The sequence below is a fragment of the uncultured Roseobacter sp. genome (assembly GCF_947499265.1).
Taxonomy (GTDB): Bacteria; Pseudomonadota; Alphaproteobacteria; order Rhodobacterales; family Rhodobacteraceae; genus Roseobacter.
Map to the genome: position 1 here is coordinate 88,786 of NZ_CANMNK010000004.1, position 14,779 is coordinate 103,564.

Sequence of the window (14,779 nt, forward strand, 5' to 3'; positions counted from 1 at the left end):
CTCAGTTTTCCGCAATCAGCGGCAGCTCGACCATTTCGGGGGTCACGACGCTGCCCGGTCGGGCGCGCACGATCCCTTCGATCACGATCACCTCAGAGCCATCCAGCCCATCCCGGATCACCCGGTATCCGTCGATGCGTGGACCGGGACGTACCGGGATCGGGGTGACGTTGCCTTCCGCGTCCACAGACATCACCAGTCGGCGATTCTGGTCCGAAACGATGGCGGAATCAGGGATCAGAATGCCCTCGTAGGGCAGGGAGCCCGGCACATTGACGCGGCCAAAAAGACCGGGGGTCAGGACCTCATCTGGGTTGTCCAGAACGGCGCGGACCCGCATGGTGCCGGTATCAGCATCAATTCTGTTTTCGGAGAAATCCAATATGCCGGTCTGCGGTGGGATGCTGTCGTCTGACAGTGAAACCTTGACCTCCAGCCCGCCGCCGCCCTCCTGCAGCGAGGCGCCGCGCGCCCGCGCATCCCGCGCATAGGCAAGAAAATAACGCTCATCGATGTCGAAATAGAAATAGATCGGATCGGAGGACACAATCGATGTCAGCACCGTGTCATTGGCTGAAACCAGGTTGCCCGGGTCCACCTGTGAGCGGTCAATGCGGCCCGACATGGGGGCGGTGATCTGCGAATACTCCACATCCAGCTGGGCCAGCTCAAGGTCTGCGCGCGCCTGTTCGCGTGCGCCCTGTGCGGAAAGGTATGCCTCGCGTCGTTCGTCCACAACGCTTTGTGCAATGTTGCCGTTTGATACAAGCGATTGCGCGCGTTCCAGCTGTTCCTGCGCAAAATCATAGGTTGCCTGCGCCACATCAATCTGCGCCTGGGCCTGCCGGAAAGCGGTCTGGAACTGACGTTGATCAATGGTAAAGAGCAATTGGTCCTTTTCGACGATGTTTCCGTCTTCGAAATGGATGTCCTGCAGATACCCCGATACCCGTGCCCTGACGATGACCTCGGCACGCGCCTCGAAACGGCCGACAAATTCATCGTCCTCCACGATGGTCTTCACCACCGGGTTGGCAACCGTGACCGGGGGCGGCCCCTGTTGCGCCAAAGCGGCGCTGCCGATCAGAATGGCAAAGAAGGTTCCGACCCATGCAAGTGTATTTTTCATTTGGGGAGTGCCTTTTTGATCGCTGGGCGAAGGCCCAGACCGTCTTGGACGGGAGTTAGGATTATACGTCTCAGGATCAAGGACAAAGACCGGAACCAGCAAACGTGACACCCTGCGTGATGGACCGCCCTAACCTGCGTCATTACCGCAGCTTCGGTGATTTTTGATTTCCTAACAAGGCCGCAATTGGGCTTTCGGCATATTTGTTCCGCCCGCGCGTAAATCGGGTCCGAACTGTCCCATGCTCTGTCTAAAAATTACACAGCACGTAGCCTGAAAATATCCAAGTTGCGGGGGATAGGGCAAAGCAATGCGGAACAAAATCAAGCTGCCGCTTGTTGCTTTGTTGTGACATCGACGCACCGATTAAAATGGGGCGCCGAAATCAAAGATCAGAAAACAGGAGTAACTCCATGAACCGCATTATCTATATCATCGGCCTGATAGTCGTCATTCTGGCAATCCTGTCGTTTCTCGGGCTGCGGTGAAGGGTGATGCGCTCATACTGGTGATTTTCCATCGCAACCCTTAGGTGACTGTTCAGAAGGGGCGGCGGGTTCACATGTCGCGGTGATGCTCCGCTCCCAAATCGGAAACCTTTAACGCATGAGGCAAAGCCCGTTGCCAAGCTTCGGTCGGCGGCGTGAGGTCACGCCAACGACAGTTCCGCCAGACTTCCAGATCTCTTCAGAGCATCTGAGCGACGGCTCCGTCGCAACCCCGCACCCCTCAAACCCGAACCGATTACTGATCCCAAAAACTGGATACAAAAAAGCCCATGCGCGAAGACATTAAAGCCCTCCGGCGGAGCGTAAGCACTTTAACCACAATCACAATTTTTGTGATCGCCTATTTTGCCCGCGATTTGATTCTGCCGGTGATGCTGGGCTGCCTGATCGCGCTGACCCTAAGCCCGATCAATCGCTACCTGCAAAAGCAGGGGCTGCCTGCGGCGGTCTCAGCGGTAACGCTGATCCTGCTGGCCGCCGGGTCCATTGCGGCGATCATCTTCTTCGCTGGTGACACGGTGCGGACCTGGTCAGACGATGCTCCCAACATCGCCAGAGAGCTCAAATATAAGCTGAGTGGCGTCACCGAAGCGATTGACGCGGTAAAAGACGCCTCGTCGCAGGTGGAGGAAATGACAGCGGCGTCTGCAGGCGGACCACAAGCCGTTGTCGTGCAGCAACCCGGTTTACTGAATTCCGCCGTGACCCTCGCGGCCAGTAGTGCGACCTCCATCAGCGTCGCCCTCATTCTGGCGCTTTTCCTGCTTGCCTCGGGGGATCTCTTCTACGTGAAGCTGGTTCAAGCATTCCCTACTTTCAGCGCGAAAAAGCATGCATTGACCATGGTCTATGACATCGAGCGGCGCGTGTCGGGCTATCTGCTGACGATCACGCTGATCAACGCGGGGCTGGGTGTGATCATCGCATCAGCGCTCTGGCTGGTGGGGCTGGAATATGCCTACATCTGGGGGATCGCGGCCTTCTTGCTGAACTATCTGCCGATCCTCGGCGGGCTGATTGGTACGCTGCTCGTCGCGGTGCACGCCATCATCTATTTCGACAGCTTTTCCTATGCGCTGCTTGCTCCGCTCTTGTATCAGGCACTGACGGCTTTCGAGGCCCAGTTCGTCACCCCCTATCTGGTCAGTAAACGGTTGGAACTGAACACGGTTGCGGTCTTCCTGACCGTGGTCCTATGGGCGTGGTTGTGGGGTGTTGCGGGTGCTCTTGTCGCCGTGCCGTTTTTGCTGGTGTTCAAAGTCATTTGCGACAAGATCGATAGTTTGAAGGTCATCGGCAACTTTTTGGGGGCGGCAGAGGCACAAACGCGACCAGAGCCGTGATCTGACCGCAGGAGCAGTTGTAAAAGAACGTCGTGCGAGGTTTAGATGAAGTTGGTTTTCTGCCGAATGACGTGATGAAAACGAGGCCGTGGGATCAGCAAGTTTGCGCAACCGCGCGTGAAGGGAAGGGCGATGAGCAAACGGGCTCTGTTACTCAAAATAGCGCAGGATTTGCGGGCCAGTTACTGGTTCATCCCGGCCACTCTGGTGCTGGTCGCATTGGCCTTGGCCCATGGATCAGAGTGGTTGGATCGCAACGTCGCACTGATCCCGTTGCAGTTGCCCGACGCCTTGACCGACACACAGGTCGATGGCGCGCGCAGCACGCTGTCCACGATTGCGACTGCGGTGATCGGGGTGACCGGGGTGATGTTCTCCATGACGATTGTCGCGGTGTCTTTTGCCGCCGGGAACTACGGCCCGCGCCTGATCGGGAATTTCATGCGCGACCGGGGCAATCAGATCAGCCTGGGCGTCCTGATCGCCACATTCGTCTATGCGCTGTCGATCCTGCGTGCCGTGCAGGACCCCTCAGAGGCTGCAGGCGTCGAGGCCTTCGTGCCGCAATACTCGATGTTAATTGCCATGCTCGGCAGTATCGTGGCCGTTTTCACGATGATCTATTTTGTGCATCACGTGCCCGAAACTATCAACGTGTCAAACATCACGGCCAACCTGGGCCGGCGGCTTGAACGTGAGATCATTAATATCATCGAGGCAGATGCGGCTTTGGATCCCAAATCAAAGGTCCGTTATCCCCAGAGAGATCCCGATCATCTCTTCACGCTGGAGGCGGCAGGGTATATCCAGACACTGAATTACACCCGCATCGAGGAACTGACGGCGGAGGCAGATTGGCACATCCGGATCGAGAAGGTGCCGGGAGATTTTGTCACGCCCTTCACCCCGGCGCTGGCCGTCTGGACCAAAGATGACATCTCGCAAGATGCGATTGCGGAACTGCGCGCCTGTTTTGCGGTCGGGGTGAGCCGTACCGAACATCAGAATGTTCTGTTTCTGGTGGATGAACTGGTGGAGATGCTGGCCCGCGCACTATCGCCCGGGGTGAATGATCCGTTCACCGCGATCAACTGCCTGAACTGGATGCACAACGCATTGAAAACGGCACAGAATTATCAGCAAGGTTTGGGTGACGCGGGCGCAGGGAAATACCACCTCGGTCCACGGCTGACCTATGATGAGCTCTTTAAACGGAGCTTTCTCGCGTCGCAGCCCTATTGCAAGACCGATCATCTGGCGCTGGCGCATTATGAGAAAAAGGCGCGCGATTTAGAGCGCGCGTGAGGCCGCCGGCGGAAGGATCACAGGGGCGATGGGTCGAGCTGTTCCATCGGGCGCCATGCATGGGCTGGTGGCCCCATCTCCGCGGAGAATGCGAAGTAACAGCCCCCACCACCGGGTCCCTGATCGTGCGCGCGATCGATAGCCAGCCCGGCCAGGTGGCAATAGAGAAGGGTGCCAACACCGCCATGCCCGACAAACAGCACATCGCCCTCACCGTGGTCCCGCAGGCAGGCTCGTACTTCGAAAACGATACGCGATTGCGCCGCGCGGGCGGTTTCCCAGCCTCTCACACTGGTCTCCGGCTCGGCAAAGAACTGATCCGCCACCTGCTCAAATTCCTGCGGCGGCAGAAACCCCGTCGCGCTGCGGTCATTCTCGTGCATGCGCTCTCTGACCTCAAGGGCGCAGCCCAATGCGTCGGCCAAGAGGCGTGCCGTTTCAACCGCTTTGACCTCGGCGCTTGTGACGATACGCCGGGTGGTGGCAAGGGCATTCGATTGGGCCAGACGCGCAACCCTTGCAGTACCGATGTCGTTGAGCGACCAGAGTTGGATCTCTTTCTGAGGATCGATCTGCACCTGAGGATGCGAGAGATAACGGGCAACGGTCATGGAGGCTCTATGGCACTCCGTTCGCCTTGTTGAAAGTCTTACCATCCCATCTTTTCCGAAAAAGAGATTTCAGGACTTACAAATTAGAAACCCCGCCGAAGCTAGCGCTTGGGCGAGGCCGGACTTCCGAGCTTTCGCCATGTATGGATAATTGTGAGCGTTAGGGCGGGTGGCGCGGCGGCGATACTCCGACAAAAGACTGATTTGCGAAATCTGTCACCCAAGCTAAGGTATGTCATGGCCAAGTATTCAATGATATTGGCGATTTTGTGCGTGTTTCTTCTCTCTTTGTCCATGTTGCGCCCTGACCGGTGGAGGGAGGTCGAGGACAAAGCACGACAGGATGCTCTACTCTTTGCATCGGTTGCCGAGAGGCCTGATCGCATTGGGTTTGCGCTGATTCAGGATGAAACAATCCGGCATCTCGTACTGTTTGATGTCAACCAAATACCAATCTATCCAGAAAAAGACGGCTTCGTACCCGTGCGGTTCACGTTATCAGAAACTCAGTTGAGAGATCTGATGGAAATCTACGCGCAGACCGCCGAATCCCAGTGGCTGCGGTTTGATCGCGATGGCCAGAAGTTGCTCAACTGTCGTAAGGAAGATGCGATTTGCCTGGTCTATGACCGCGTCGCTTTGGAAGAGTTGTTTGGTCTTCGTACTGGTGCGTTGAAAAATCCTGGTGTGTTCAACTGGTTGAACGTCGTGCTGGGTGTTGTCTCTATGGCGTTGGTCGCATTCGCCGCCTGGAGCAAGCTGTGTCAACACTCGGTTGGCACTGATCTCGAACTCGTTCCGGACAGGTACAGCGCAAGGCGTGGCGATCTTGAGATTGCTCTTACACCCAGAGACTTAAAACTCCTGAAGCTGCTCATTGACAGACAAGGTTCGGTGGTCACGAAAGATGAGCTTTACGATGTGGGATGGGGGCGTGATTTCATGCCCAACTCAAGAGCACTCGATCAGCACATTATCAACTTGCGCAAAAAGCTGGACCCAGATCGGAAGTTGCCCAGGATCATCGAAACCGTAAGAGGTGTTGGGTATCGCCTCTCCACCTGAGCGATTTTTTGCACTTTTTTTGCGAAGACTTTGCACAAAATTCACACACGCCACACTGCTTTCGGCTCCCTTTCAAACGAAGACACATCGCTTCAATGGAGGGAAGACAATGAAGACACCACCGATCACACGCCGTCAGGGACTCGTCGGAATAGGAGCAGCTGCCGCCGCGGGCGTGGCCAGCGCCAGCCCGGCCGCATCGCCGATAGGCTTTGACGAAAGCAACGTGAGGTGGAACACGCTGCCGGGTATCGACCATGTTTGGTACCACATTCTGAAGGTCGATCCTGACGCGAAGATTGTCGATCTTTTGCTGAAGTTTGCTGCCAACGAAAAAATTGTCCTGCACAAGCACCACGCTGATTACAGCACGTTTATTATTCAAGGAGAGCTGCGGATCTACGATGAAGACGGACAGATCAAAGAGATCCGACCAACGGCCAGCTTTGTGGAGAAATCAGCGGGTGGTGCCGCGCATACGGAAGGTGGCGGTGATGTCGATTGCATCGCATTTTTTAGCAATTGGGGGACCGATGGGATGATCTACGAAATCCTGGGGCCGGACAATACAACGGCCGCGACGCTGGGGCTGCAGGATTTTGCAGCACTGTTGGAAGCTCAGGATCCGCCTGTCCAACCAACCAAGCCTGGTTGAGACTGAGTTTGCCGACGCCGTGCCTGTGCTGAGTGTTTTGCCCCAGCACGATAAGACACACAGGACATTGGTTTCAGATCCGACCATAGTGATCCAAGTCATCCGGTTGTCTTTGATAGATACCTCACGTGTTCAACCGGGTAGGTTTTTGGCCCATTCAGATGGAAAGCCGGCTCTGACATGGCGCGCCTCCTCAGGCGCATAGAGTTCTTGGAAATTCTGCACCACGAATTCGATCTGATTGAAGAGCCTGAACCAACAAGAGGTTGTCAGATTGAAGCTGATGCCACTTGGATCGAATTCGACCCTGGCCCATTCGGCACCCCACATGCCGCGACAATTGCGCTTCATTCGGGCAGCAAACTCGACAGATCGGCCCATTGCCGACTTTTACAACCCGCTGTGGAGATTCCGAAAGCTGCCGATCATGCAGTCCGCAATATCAACGGTCTCAAGCACAGGGAAGGTTTGCTGCAACACGAAGCGCGGCCGCCTGATCTGGCACAACATTGATGCGCTCAAAACATCATGCAATCTGCGCCCGGTGGCAACGGCGCGGAACCCGGCTGCAGCGTGGGTGTGTAGTCGAATGTCACGATTTGCGCGCCACCGTCGAACGCGATGAATAACTGATCGGAGCCCGGCCTGATGGCTATCCCTTCCGGATCATTGCCGTACTCCAACAAGCTAGCCTGTGCGAGAAGTTCTCCATCGGAGGAAAATTCATATAGGCTGTTCGATCCTTCCCAATCGTCGACGATCAGGAGATGACCTGTGCGAGGGTCGATCGCGATCCCCTGCGCCTCGCTCAACGGTGGGGACAACTTCATCGTGTTCATCTGTGTTTTCAGCTGGCCAGTCGGGCTAAACCAGGACAGGCGTTCTGGATCGTCCTCCACTGTTACGATGTCGCCATTCGCGGCAATCGCAATGCCTTCGGTGTCCGAAAATCCGCCGTCCAAGGTGAAAGGCGGCCCCAAGGTTTCGCCATTCTTTGTCAGCCGTTGCAGCTTGCCAAACCCATCCCCGACGAGCAGATTATCGCCTTCCAGTGAAATTGCCTTAATCCGAAGCAGGTCACTGCCGACGCGTCGCAACTCCTCGCCCTGCAATGTGACCAGCACCGCATCGGGCCCCTCATTGGCGATCCACAGGCCGCAAAATGTCGGATCATAATCCAAGCTGGCCGGGCGGTTCAGATCGTACCGGCCTGTTTCTTTCAAATCCAGGGCTGCCGCGGGAAATGTCGCGACCATTATCAGTAAAAACGTCAACCCCTTGCGCATTTGAACCCCGTCAGCCTGTTCTTCATCTTTAGGTGTTCCGATTTGCTAGCTCGTCAATACTGATTATCGCGCTGCGTATCACATCTTCGATTTTCCACCACCGCGCTTCGCTCACATCATCCTCTGCGACAGGCTCGCCTGAGAGGTAGTCGCAAAGCACTGCCGCAAGCAGGAAATGGAACCGGACCCCACCGTCCTCGTCATGCTCGATCACATCCACATTTGTCAGATAGCGAACCGGATGCCCGATAACGCCTGTTTCTTCGCGCAGCTCGCGCGCGGCGGCCTCCATCGCGGTTTCGCCAAAGTTCACGTGCCCACCCGGAAAGCCCCAGAGGCCAGCATCCGGTTCATTCCGCCGTTTAACCAACAGGACGTGGCCATGCATGGCCGTTGTGGAACCGACGCGGCGTCTCAGAAAATGAAATCAGATGCGTCGATATCAGCGATGTTCACGTCTTCCAGCGTGATGACCGGCTGTCCGTCTCCGTTCACCAGCACGTTGCGGTCAGTGATCAGCACGTCTGAGCCGTTCTGCAACAGATGGTCGGCCTGCAAATCGACGAAGCTGGTGATCGTGGAAACGCCTGAGAGATCGATTTTCTCATGCGCATCAAAGGCATCGAAATCGGTGATTGTATTGATGCCATCGCCATCGCGAAAGACAAACGTATCGGCCTAGGTGCCGCCGCTCAGCTCGTCATTGCCTCTGCCGCCCTCAAGGATGTCCCTCCCCCCAAAGCCTTGCAGCCGGTCGTTGCCCTCCCCGCCACGCAGGGTGTCATTGCCCCGGTTGCCGATCAGCCGGTCATTGCCCGCGCCGCCGTCTATCGTATCGTCGCCGTTTTCGCCGCTCATCGTGCCGTCGCCGTCAAAGCCAAACATCACATCGTCATCTCGCCCCCCAGCCAATGTGTCATCGCCCTCGGTGCCGCGGACCGCTTCAGGCATGCCGTTGAGGATCACGGTCTTGATCGCGCTGTCAGCCGTGCGGTAGCTAACCACCACCAGACCGTTGGGCAGCAGCGTGGCGTCGATCTGGTTGGCCGCCTCGTCCGCGAGAACAAAATCCTCGCCCGCCGCGTCGCCCGCGCTGTCGAAACGCTGGCCGCGGACCTGTGTCGCGCCATTGTCCTGGTCGTAGAAGATAACGAACCCGCCATCGTCCAGCGCGGCAATCACCGGCTCGTTGTTGTTGGTGTTGTCGCTGCCGAGGTTGAACCCCGTGCCGCGGAAGGGGGGCACGGAATTGAAATTGGCATCAAAGACCTGATAGAGCACGTCCCGGTCGCCATCGAACTCGGTCCAGGCCATGATAAAACCGCCGCCCTTGAGCGCGGTGATCGCCGGCTCAAAGGCCCGGTCGTCGCGGTTGCCGACGTCCCTTTGCTGCACGATCGAGCCATCCGGGCGCAAGATGGAGGCGAGAAGTCGACCGTCGCGGTTGCCGCCGGGGCCGTCGGGATCGATGACAAGAACGATGTTGCCGTTTTCCAGCGTAGTCGAGGTAAGCTCGGCATTGCTGTTGCCTGCGAAGTCGATCTCCGCGATGTCAAAGAAGGCGTCACCATTCTCCAGTCCGTGCATCTCAACAATCTAACTCGTCGAGTTCCGACGAACGAAGAAGTACCGATAATCATCGGTCACCGCCCACGTCTGCGATCGTCGGATTGAGGAACTGTAAACCGCCGCCAATATTGGTGTGGGATGTTCCACGGTCTACAACTAGAGCACCAAAATCACTCGCGAAAAAGAGGGTTGTCTCTATCTGGGCTCCAGCGGCCCCGCCGTCGGTTTCCGTGACAAGGGCAACGCGGTTAACACCAACCGCCAGAATGTCGAAGGTGCGCTCATCGACCTCATTGAAAATGTCGAACCCAAACTCACTGCCGATCAGCGTACCGTTGGCCTCAAAAGGCTGGCCGCGGATATCGACCCCCGGACTGCCGCCCTCCTCGGTCGCATAGGCCACAAGCAAGCGGCCGTCCGTCAAGGTGACGGTTCTGGGGTTGCTCACGCCTTGGGTCGTGTTGGTGATAAAGGCATCGACGAGAATTTCCGGGGCGGTGGTCATATCGCTGGCCTTCATAAAAACAGCGCGCAGGGCAATAGCCCGAAAACGCGAGTTACTGGTTATGCCGTCGGTTTCGCAGGCGGTACCGATGTATTTTCCGGTGCCGCCTGCATAGGGGGATGTCCCATCGTTCCTGTTTTACCTCGCAGTCGAGGTTTCTACGGTTGGGACCATCATTTGCGCGTTGATCCTGATCTCAATCCCAGGACTAAAAGACTTGCCAGTTCTGGATCTGGCTGACATCGCATCGACTGAGTTGGAAGGTGCTTGCGCACCGGCATCCAGCCATGCGTGTTATTCGATCAGCTTTGTCAGCATCTTCTTCTTTCCAAAACAGGGAGTTTAAAGGAAATGTCCCGCCGGTAATGGCAAATCTACAGTTCCGGTTTTCGAAAGTATCTTAATGTTCGAATGTGCTGAACATTTCTTTCTTAACCGGCGATTGCATTAACTTTCGCATGAGCGCGTCTGCTCGGTTGTCAACCTTACTCGAGCTATGCTTCCGATCGGTCTGGATCATACCGATCTGCCCTTCGATGGCCGTTCGGGTCGAAAGCAACTGGGCCTCCGCTTGAGACAAGAAAAGGTCATTGAAGGTCGTTTCCGGAAAGTCTTCTTTGTATTTCTCTTTCATCGCCTCATTGTGCGCAAGGAATTCAAGCGCCCTTTCGTAAGCGGTGTCGAGATTATCCAGCATGGCAAGCGTGCGCTCTTCCCAAGCCATCAACTGTGCCGTGTCCAACTCGAGCAAAATGTCTTGGGTCGTCAGTTTGGGCTGCTCTTCCTGGGAGGGAACCTCAGGAAGCACCGGTTTTTCGATACTGCCAAGCAATTGCCCGATCATAGAGCCCTCGGGCACGGCCTGCGAAAAACCAACCGTCTCTCGCCGTTCCACTTTTTCGCACACAATGTTGAAATACTCGATGACGACCACGCGCATCTCATTGATCAAATCCCGCCGCCGTTCATTTTCGCCGCTCCAGAAAAAGACCTTTTCCAAGGAGAGTGCATTGTCGAATGCACCTTCGGCCACATCTCTGTGGATGAAATCCGAAAGCTCTTTGGTCGCACTGACCGGCACCCGCTCGGATATTTGATCAAAAGCGGGTTTCGCAAACCTGTGGAACAAGTAGTAGGCTTGGTGTTCATCAAGCAGCCGCAGGCCGGGATACTGCCGACCTTCATAAAGTGTATTTGGAGAATCCGTGAGACCGCTGGTCGAACTCAGGATCTGATCGACAAAATTGTCGTCGATAAAGCGGGTTTCCGCAGGCGAATATCCTCCCGCCCTCACGGACTTACCGCTTGGGGTTTTCTCGCGCTCAAGGACGTTGTTTGCTTCGAGATAAAGCAGCCATACGGCCAGCTCCATGGGGACTATGAAAGCATCCAGATCGGCGAGCATGGTATCGGACAGATCAATCAGATCAAAGAGGTTGCTTTCGATCTCCTCCATGACCAACACCGTTTCAAATGACGAGAAGACATCATCGTCTTCTACAGCCTCAAGAATGGCGCGCATCTGAGCGTAGTGTTCGATGACGTCCAATTTGAGGGACTCGCATTCGGTGGTCAGTTCGACAATCGCGCCAGTCGTCGTGAAAGATCGCTCATTTGACGTGCTGTCTCTCTCGGCCAATGCCTCAGCTGGGAAGGCCTCCGGGTATCTTTGCAAGGCCACCTGCGAAAAGGCGCGGAATTCCGATTTTCCTGCATCGATGTGATGAGCATAGTCGTCGATCAGACCCTGTATCTTGTTGTTGATTTTCCGCTCGGTGATGTCCTGATATCGCACTGCCAGCGCGTCTGTTGATGGCAAACCGCTTTCCATCGCTTCGATCGCGAAGCCTCGATTCTGATCGAGGTATTCGATATCGTGCCGGACGCGGGCCAGTTCTTCTTTCGTCACCAGATTTAGCTTCTGTCGTTTTCGCCACGCGCGTTTTCGGGATTTGGGCGGACCGCGCATATGCAGTCGGTTGAGCAGCCGTACCTCTTGCCCTACCAGTTCTGAGCGCATGCGGTCCAACACCGCAGCTTTGCGCCCTGGTAATGTTGCGATGCGTCGCATCATCACCTTGGACCGAGCCGATGTCTTGATGCTGGTCAACAGGAGCGCACTGGCACCGGCTAACACCGGCGCGGCGCCCGTCACTCCAGCCAGAAGGGTGACTTCGACGGCGAGCGCAAAAAACAACTCACCCATGATCTGTCCAAAGGTGACGGGTTCTCCCTGTTCGATCCCCCGCACCCGCGCCTCCAGGCTATGAAGCCTGACATCCTGCACATTGTTGAGTGCGATCGATGCCAGCTTTTCGATCAGGTCGAGTTGAAACACCGTGTGTTCGCGCATCGTATCGATGTTCCCGATCAGGAACGTCTTCAGTATCCGCGCCTGATCCTTTTCCGGCGCTTCGTTGAGAGCGCCGAAAAGCTCGGCATACATATCATAGGCAAAATCTTCGCCACTCCCTGTTGCATCATCCATCGGCACCGGCCTTTTCGGTCGATGTCATCAGGGCCGCCATGGCGGTCTCCTGCTCCTCGATCTCTTCCTCGCTGGGCAATTCGACCGCGCCATCCGTATCGGCGCCGAAGGAACAGTCGAACTCGGGCAGGTCTGATCCCTCCTGAAGATATACGAAGCTGGTCGGTACCTTGACCTCCCAAGGCGCATCCACGGGCATCCCGTCACCCTTGCCGATCTGCACCGAGTCGTGCAGCTCTTCGAGAAGCGAAAGATGCGTGTCGTCGTCAAAGGCTGGCACCTCACCACCCGCCCAGATCATGTTTGTGCGCAAGAAGTATAAAACCGACCGTTCGTAATTCGGACGAAGTGGGACGACGACCCGAGCAAAGCCGGATTTGAGAAACTGATCAAAGAGCGCGTCGCCGGTTTCCTCCTCGCGGAAGAGCTCATCCCACCTCTGGCGATCTGTCCAGAAGTAGGGATAGAGCTTGTAAGTGATCATTTCCCATTCAAACGCTTCCTCAGCAAAGGCCGCGGTGACGCCGTTGACGTTATTGGCCTGCCAATTGGGAATGCCGAAGAGACCCGACAGATTGATTTCCATCCGCCCGTCGGGCAGTTCGTTCAGCTTTCGCGGTTGCTCTGCAAAGGCGGTGTGCCGGGTCAGAATGTCGATGCAGTGCTTGCGCAATTCTTCGGCCTCGATCCGCCTGTAGGTCTCCTCACGTGGCTGGGCCTTAAGCGCGCCCACCTGACTGTCACGAGACGTTTCTGCCTGCTGCAGATCTTGCTCGTAGGCGGTTTGCTTGTTGGTATAGGCCTGCAGAATTTTGGCATAGGTGTCGATCTGCCATTGCTGCAACGTCTCGTCGTTGCGCTCCATTTTGTAGAGCAGATTGAAGTAGAACTTGCCCTCGAATTCCGCCCCGATGGTGATCGGAATTTCGCCTTCCAGCGGATCAGGCGACGCGTGCCATTCGTCGAAACGATTGGTGCTGACCATGATGTCCTTGTCGTTGTCGGCACCATCGTTGTGGGTCAGGTAATAACAGGTCACACCCATCACATTGACCAGCAGCATATTGACGTCCGACGACGTGTCGGAAAAGCCGATGGTCGTGTAGTACCCGTATTTGACGTCCGTGTTCGTGCCGTTCTTGTCGGGTCGACCGATCTGGGTCATGGGGATATTGGCCTGCCACTCCACCAGGTGATATCCTTGATCAACAATGACCGTGTCGATCGTCTTGGCGAGGGTTGGTTCGTTGTGGTCCTGCACGCCGTTGTCAGACGTGCCGGGATCGGCTTCGGGGTGCGAAATGCCTTTGCCCTTCACAAGCGTCAGGGGCGGTGGCGGCGCGATATCCGTGGCGTCATAGGTTGCCGCCAGGCTGGCATAGTTGGCCTCGGTCACGTCCTCATAGCTTTTGATGGGCGGGGAGAGGTCACGCGGATGTGTCGGCGGGTCGATGTCCGCAAGTTCCTGACGGTCGATCAATTTTGCCAGGTCGCGCAGAAAGAAGGCCGGTTCAGGCACATGGAATTGCAGGAACAGTCGTTTGCCGTAATCGAAAAGCTGCGCGTTGTAGTATTTGTCGATCCAGCGGTAGATGCCGGTGATATGAGTATCGCTTTCAGTGTTGTCGAAGCCCTGCAACGTGGTTTTTACCGACTCGGTCACAATGGTGACCTTTTTGGATTCACTGACTGCTTCGCGCACGCGCTTGGTTGCTTCTTCCGTCACCGTCTTCGCGTATTCCTGCGACGTGGTGAGCGATGCGTCCTTGGAGGATGTATAGGAAGCATTCGCACCGATGGTCGCCGAGAAGGCAGGCGCATTGTAGGACGCGCTGATATTGCCGCTGACAGATGTCTGCTGGCTTTGCGCCTCTTGCGATTGGACCGACAGGGAAAACCGCTCCTCGAACCCGGAAGTCTGGGTTTCCTCGACCTCACGTTCAAAGGAACTTTCGGTGGTATCCGTGATGCTGTTGAGATCGCGGCTGCTGAATTCGCGGCGCTCTCGCGCCATGACATTTTCGATCTGCGCGATCTCACCCATCTTGTAACCGCAGAGGTTTTGCTCAACGGCCAGCAGGTCGCCGACGGTCACGGGCGCAAGACAGCTTTGCCGCAAGGGGCGGAAATGAATACATGATTTGATCGGTTGCAGCAGGTCGTCATCGCCTCCGAAAATCGGTAGAATTGTGTTCAGTGATGCCAGTGGCTTGTCGGTTGCGGCATCTTCTGCAGCAGTCGGTGTTGCAGCAGTCTTGTTGGCGGCGGTATCCGAGGGTCCGGATTGTGATGTCTTCGTACGTTTCATTTTGGC

General features: G+C 56.2%; 13 protein-coding genes. 5 read left to right on the forward strand and 8 right to left on the reverse strand.

Going from position 1 to position 14,779, the window contains the following annotated elements; translation table 11 throughout:
- Window position 1 precedes the first annotated feature (1 nt).
- Window positions 2-1,129, reverse strand: a complete 1,128-nt coding sequence (locus Q1A63_RS11355) for an efflux RND transporter periplasmic adaptor subunit (protein ID WP_298971921.1) — start codon at window positions 1,127-1,129, stop codon at window positions 2-4.
- A gap of 778 nt (window positions 1,130-1,907) precedes the next feature.
- Here Q1A63_RS11355 and Q1A63_RS11360 point away from each other — a divergent pair.
- Window positions 1,908-2,981, forward strand: coding sequence for an AI-2E family transporter (locus tag Q1A63_RS11360; RefSeq protein WP_298971922.1), 1,074 nt, complete (start codon window positions 1,908-1,910; stop codon window positions 2,979-2,981).
- 132 nt (window positions 2,982-3,113) lie between these two features.
- A complete protein-coding gene (locus Q1A63_RS11365) occupies window positions 3,114-4,286 on the forward strand; it encodes a DUF2254 domain-containing protein (RefSeq protein WP_298971924.1) in 1,173 nt (390 codons plus the stop codon).
- A 17-nt stretch (window positions 4,287-4,303) separates the two neighbouring features.
- On the opposite strand, the gene Q1A63_RS11370 is transcribed toward Q1A63_RS11365, so the two are convergent.
- Window positions 4,304-4,897, reverse strand: a complete 594-nt coding sequence (locus tag Q1A63_RS11370) for a histidine phosphatase family protein (protein ID WP_298971926.1) — start codon at window positions 4,895-4,897, stop codon at window positions 4,304-4,306.
- 237 nt (window positions 4,898-5,134) lie between these two features.
- Between Q1A63_RS11370 and Q1A63_RS11375 the strand changes: the two genes are divergently transcribed.
- From Q1A63_RS11375 to Q1A63_RS11385, 3 genes are all read left to right on the forward strand, one after another.
- Complete coding sequence (locus tag Q1A63_RS11375) at window positions 5,135-5,962, forward strand: winged helix-turn-helix transcriptional regulator (RefSeq protein WP_298971928.1); 828 nt, start codon at window positions 5,135-5,137, stop codon at window positions 5,960-5,962.
- Window positions 5,963-6,071: 109 nt separating this feature from the next.
- Entirely contained in the window at window positions 6,072-6,617 is a 546-nt protein-coding gene (locus Q1A63_RS11380; RefSeq protein ID WP_298971930.1) for a hypothetical protein, read from the forward strand.
- Between the two features lie 210 nt (window positions 6,618-6,827).
- Window positions 6,828-7,130 (forward strand): hypothetical protein, encoded by a 303-nt coding sequence (locus Q1A63_RS11385; RefSeq protein WP_299631617.1) that lies wholly within the window; start codon window positions 6,828-6,830, stop codon window positions 7,128-7,130.
- Window positions 7,131-7,135: 5 nt separating this feature from the next.
- Here the strand turns inward: Q1A63_RS11385 and Q1A63_RS11390 are convergent, their stop codons facing one another.
- The 6 genes from Q1A63_RS11390 to Q1A63_RS11415 form a co-directional block, all read right to left on the reverse strand.
- On the reverse strand, window positions 7,136-7,873 hold the full coding sequence (locus Q1A63_RS11390; RefSeq protein ID WP_298971934.1) for a hypothetical protein: 738 nt from the start codon (window positions 7,871-7,873) through the stop codon (window positions 7,136-7,138).
- Between the two features lie 58 nt (window positions 7,874-7,931).
- A complete protein-coding gene (locus tag Q1A63_RS11395; RefSeq protein WP_298971937.1) occupies window positions 7,932-8,291 on the reverse strand; it encodes an NUDIX hydrolase in 360 nt (119 codons plus the stop codon).
- 290 nt (window positions 8,292-8,581) lie between these two features.
- On the reverse strand, window positions 8,582-9,490 hold the full coding sequence (locus Q1A63_RS11400) for a calcium-binding protein (RefSeq protein ID WP_298971938.1): 909 nt from the start codon (window positions 9,488-9,490) through the stop codon (window positions 8,582-8,584).
- A 49-nt stretch (window positions 9,491-9,539) separates the two neighbouring features.
- A complete protein-coding gene (locus Q1A63_RS11405; RefSeq protein WP_299631619.1) occupies window positions 9,540-9,977 on the reverse strand; it encodes a hypothetical protein in 438 nt (145 codons plus the stop codon).
- 400 nt (window positions 9,978-10,377) lie between these two features.
- Entirely contained in the window at window positions 10,378-12,465 is a 2,088-nt protein-coding gene (locus Q1A63_RS11410; RefSeq protein WP_299631621.1) for a hypothetical protein, read from the reverse strand.
- Window positions 12,458-14,773, reverse strand: a complete 2,316-nt coding sequence (locus Q1A63_RS11415) for a hypothetical protein (protein ID WP_299631623.1) — start codon at window positions 14,771-14,773, stop codon at window positions 12,458-12,460. Before Q1A63_RS11415 ends, Q1A63_RS11410 begins: the two co-directional genes overlap by 8 nt.
- Window positions 14,774-14,779: the final 6 nt, after the last annotated feature.